This window comes from Corynebacterium sp. HMSC05C01, from assembly GCF_001807155.1.
GTDB lineage: Bacteria > Actinomycetota > Actinomycetes > Mycobacteriales > Mycobacteriaceae > Corynebacterium > Corynebacterium coyleae.
This window is the reverse complement of sequence record NZ_KV787949.1, coordinates 1-5,004: the sequence shown is the minus strand read 5'-3', so window position 1 is coordinate 5,004 and position 5,004 is coordinate 1. Positions and strand designations below refer to the sequence as shown.

At 58.6% G+C, this 5,004-nt stretch carries 3 protein-coding genes; all 3 read left to right on the top strand.

What is annotated here, in order from left to right:
- Positions 1-897: 897 nt before the first annotated feature.
- Positions 898-1,206 (top strand): helix-turn-helix domain-containing protein, encoded by a 309-nt coding sequence (locus HMPREF3145_RS04335; protein WP_024058948.1) that lies wholly within the window; start codon positions 898-900, stop codon positions 1,204-1,206.
- Between the two features lie 171 nt (positions 1,207-1,377).
- The gene (locus tag HMPREF3145_RS04330; protein WP_049181627.1) at positions 1,378-1,647 is read left to right on the top strand and encodes a hypothetical protein; all 270 of its coding nucleotides are present in this window, start codon (positions 1,378-1,380) and stop codon (positions 1,645-1,647) included.
- Between the two features lie 1,542 nt (positions 1,648-3,189).
- Positions 3,190-4,533, top strand: coding sequence for a coiled-coil domain-containing protein (locus HMPREF3145_RS04320; RefSeq protein WP_231699088.1), 1,344 nt, complete (start codon positions 3,190-3,192; stop codon positions 4,531-4,533).
- Positions 4,534-5,004: the final 471 nt, after the last annotated feature.

The window sequence follows — 5,004 nt, the reverse complement described above, 5'->3', positions numbered from 1 at the left end:
TTACGAAACGAGGTCAAAACTACGAAACGAGCGCGCTACAGACGTGTCTCAGGTCATAAAAAGGCGCGCCCCTTGCGTGTCACCGTGACGCAGCATCCCGGCCGTGTCACATAGCTACAACCCCTGCAGCGTGCCCTCAATGAGGACGGTCTATGTCGTAGACATGTGCCCGTAATGTGTGTCTGCGTCTCTCCCTTAAAAGGTTTGGGTCGAAATGCCGCAAAATTACGAAACATCCCCGAAATGTGACGTGTCTATGCAGGTCACAGCGTTATCGCGTGTTTCGTAATTTGGTTTTCCGATTTTCGTAGTTCTACGAAACCGCAGGTAGAGCGTTTCGTAATTTTTTCGTATTTTGATCGGCAAATTACGAAACGAGGTCAAAACTACGAAACGAGCACACTATAGACGTGTCACAGGTCACAAAAAGGCGCGCCCCTTGCGTGTCACCATGCCGCCACACAACAGCTGCCCCACCACAACACCCCAGCCGTGCCACGTGGCGTGTAGAAACGTGCTCGGTTCGATTCGTAAAGATTAGGTCGCAGGCTATTGTGCGCGACGCATAAGTTCCGTACGATGGCCCCCAGACCGTATGTGGCGTTTTAATTCGTTTTTGGTTTAGCCAGCCGCATACGGGGGATAACCCCGAGGATAATTCATAAAGAGACAGCCTCTCGACCGTGATAGGCGCGGTTCCTCCGACGAGATAGACCGGTCGGCAACGGCATTGCCAACCACAAAAGCGGTCAGGTAGGGAGTAAGCGCTCCCGTAAAGCGATGGGACGGCAGACCACCGTTCTAGCGAGTTGAGCACGGCACTCCAAGCCGCCTGAATAGCAAGCCGGTAAAGCACCCCGCTCCGGGACAGATCAATCTGCCCAGGAGCGTTTTTCTATGTCCGAAAAGGACACGACTACCGCCGTCGCGCCACGCTTTTACACGCTGCAGGAACTCGCCGATCTCGGCGTCGGCTCCGAGTCCACGTTGCGAAAAGCTATTAAAGAGGGCCGTCTTTCATTCCACCGTTTCGGCACCGCCTATCGGATTCGCCAAGACGATCTCGACGCCTACCTCGCGGCCGCACGCCGCCCTGCCCCGCAGCTATTCGACGGCTTCGTCGATGCCGTCGTGAATGCAGCGCCCCAACTGACAGATGAGCAGCGCCAGCAGCTCGTCACGGTGCTGGGCGGTGTGAAGCACTAATGCGGACAAACCCGCCTACGACGAGATCCCGCCGCTTAGCTCAGCTAGTCAGGCTGGGTCTTGAACTGAGTGCGAGGGCTGATGGGTGATGGCCGTGCTACTACACACGCGCGCTCCACCGTCGTGCCCCGAGTCCAAATAAACAGTTCATTCAACCAAGGAGAACAAACCATGTCTTTCAGAGACGATTACGCAGCAGCGCTGCGCGATGAGCAGCAAGCAAAAGATACCGTGAACGAGGCGCGCCGTGCACACAAAGCGACAAAGGAGCGCCTTGCGCAGTTGCGCAAGTATGCCGAAGAGTTCGAGGTGAATCTCGACGGTGACAAGTCCGCCAGCACCGAAGGGGACAGCGATACACCTGAGAACGGTGACGGCGACACGCCTGAGAGCACCGAGGGCAGTAAGCCGAAGCGGCATCTAGAAGTTGTACCCGACTAACCCTTTAGCCGTACACGCAATCACCTCATGTGTGTACGGCCACGCGGCGTGACGACGTACAGCCGTCACGTTTGATGTCGCCACACACCCCGCTCGCAAGGGCGGGGTTTTCGCGTGTGTGCGGGTGGCTGCGGCACCGCTACACGTGACACTGTCACGATGCTTGCGCCGGTATCGGCGACGGGGCATATACACGTCTGCCCCGTCGCCTGGATCATCCGCCACATGGCTGGCGGTATGTCGCGCTGCTGTTATGCGCGGTTCTGGCCGGCATAGTCTTGTGTGGACTTGAAATATGCCGAAGACGGGGCCGTGGGTGCAGCAAAGACAGCAGCGTGGACAGAGCAGATTTCAGCAGCTGTGCTGCTGAAGATGCAACCGCGACGGCAGATGGTATGCGGCGCATGCCGCATCATGCCGCGTCGGTAGAAACGTTGATGTTCATCACGGCACGCTTGCCGTGATGGAGCGTTTCGTGATGACCCAAACACGACACACAGATGCTGGCATATCCGACTGTATATCGACAAGATATATCGGATTGCCGGCAGTGTCGTGACGTAAAGCATGGGTCATCACACAAGGTGCAGCGCCAGCTGCACTATTGGGCACCTTGACCGGAGCGCAGCGGAGGGAAAGGTAGACCCAGCCAGACCGAGCGAGCGAGGTCTGAGTCTGGGGCTATGAGGGGCGGCGCGCCAGCGCCGGGCACCGGGTTATGCGAGCGCCAGCGAGTAGTAATACCCGGTGCAGTGCCTCGGCTATGCCGAGCGCCGGAGCGCAGCGGAGGCGTCGCACCCCCTTATGCCCTTTTCCCCCTTCTACCCCTATAACGACAAACATATAGGGGTTTTGACACAGAAGGGGGCTGCGACCTGCGTGTTTCGGGTCTTTATGCGGTCTTCGACCCTTACCCGAAACGGCCCGTTGATGCGCGAAGCGCACATGGTGCCTACACAAAATCTGCAGGTCGCCACGCTGTGCGCACCACATACGGCGTCAGTCGTTGTATGTCGGTCTTAAAGTAAGGGCCGATGACGGGTGGAAACGCCGCTTGCGGCGTCTTCCCGCGTCATCGCGCACGCCGTGTGCAACGTGAGCTTGCGAACGTGCCACGGCGTCGAACCGAACGGCAAGACCGACATCGTTAACGTGGTGCGCACAGCCACACCCTGCACTCTGGCACCGCCGCTAGGCGGTCATTGCAGGGTGGTGAACATCCCGCAGCGAGCCATCCGCCGCAAGGCGGTGTTGATGCTGCTGCGGGGGTCAACGACACGGGCTGAGTAACACACTCCATATCGGCCCGTGCTACAAGCACACTATCGGTGCAGACGTATCACGTTCGCGGCGGCCATATGCGCGCAAGCGCATGTAACAGACACCGCCAGCGACGTGTGTTTCGCGAGCGCCCGCTCGCAGCAGATCCAGCGGCAGCTGTTGATGCAAATGTGTAGCGCCGCGACTCGATTGGTTCATCTTTGTGGCAGCGGCTGTACGGCCCTGTGGCGGCCGTAGACGCCTCGGATGGACGGAGTGCGCGTGCAGAAGAACAGTTTCGAGACGTCGCTGTTCGTCGTGTATCTGCCGAAGTCGATGTGCAAGGAGATCCCCGACTACTACACCAGTGAGGTGGACGGGCGCGAAGTGAAACGTCCGCGCTATGCAGCCCGCGACTACGAAGAAGCAATGATGTACCCCGAAGAGTCAATGCGTTGGCTCGCCGAGAACTTCATTCCCGGCGGTATCGACGCAGTCGCTGGCGGTGATATGAACTTCGACGAATCAACGCCACACATCCAGTTCCAGGCGGATACGTTCTCACCGAAGCCCGAAGATCCCGACAAGCTCCGTTGCCGCCCCGGCATCGCGTACAACACTGACACCTCAGTGCGGTACACATCCGGCCCGAAGAAGGGCAAGCAGATCTCGGGTAACCAGAAGTTCATCGACGCGCAACGGGGCCTGCGCGAACACATGCACTCGCTGGGCTATCCGGTGGAACTGGAAGTCTCCGAGCGGCATGACGAGTCGTTGAACCTCGGACGCTACGCAGAACAACAAGACCGGGAGCGCGACCTCGCCAAGCGCGAGGATGATGTGGAAGTCAAGAAGCGATCCGTGCAGCGCGATATGGACGCAATTGATCGTGACCGCGAGCAAACAGCAAAAGAACTTGAACAGGCAAAAGCTGCCAACGAAAAAGCGCAAGGTGTGTTGCAGCACGCCGAAGAACAGGCTCGCGCTGTTGCCGAGCGTGTGCTCAACGAGGCACGTGAGAAGGCAGAGCAAGAAGCCGAGCAGATCCGCAGTGACGCGCGCGAGAAGGCCAAGCAAGAAGCCGAGCAGACCATGGGCCTTGCCGAAGCGCAAGCAGACGAGCTGCTCGAACGAGCCGAAGAGACTGCACAGGCCAAGGCGGGCGAGATTACAGCCGCAGCCCGCAGCGAAGCGGAGTCGATCACACGCCAAGCCGACGAGGCCCGTAAGCAGGCTGAGCGCGACGCTGAGACGATCCGCAGCGAAGCACGAGATGAGGCCACAAGCATCCGCGACGAGGCCACGCGCGACGCTGCAGTAACGCGCACGGATGCCCGCGATGAGGCTGATCAGATCCGCCGCAACGCGCACACGGACGCCGAAGATGAAGCAGCCATCATCATCGAAGAAGCGGTGAAGTCAGGACAGCAGTTGGAGCATCTGGACAAGAAGTTCCTGGTGCAAGAACTGCATCGCAGCCCGGAGCTGCTTGAGCGCTACACGCTGTTCAAGCAGTCGCAGACCTCAGGCAAGAAGGGCGGGGCGCAGCAACGTGCGCGCGAGCGTATCGAGAAGCGCCGCCAGCAGCAACAGCAGCGTGATCGTGACGGCGGTATGGAGCTTTAGCAGCTCACCATGCGCTCTGCACGCCCGTCTGCGGGCCGTACAGGGCGCCGTCGGCGTCGTCGGTCATCTGCGGTATGAAACCGCTGAGATTCGGCGAAAATCGAAGAAATCTCGGCTAAGCGGGGCCAAGTGTCACTACGTTGCGCAGCGAATTGGCCGGTTAAGTGGCGGAGATATTGCGCAGCGCGTCGGTGTGTACGACGGCGCATGTGCTGCACAGCAAACATGCCAGCACACAGACCTGCAGAATGTCGTTGTCATCCTGTTGCGCAGTAAAGGTGTCAATAGGATGACAAACCACTTCACTGCCCAATTCACATGTCATTAAAGTGACAGGGCATTTGATTGCGCAGTAAACGTGTCGATGAAATGGGTGCCCAATACACAGTGCAACCTACGTGTTAATGAAATGTCACAGACACTACATAGTGCAGTGAGTTGTGGCCTGTGTCAAATTTTGTGGACGGGTAA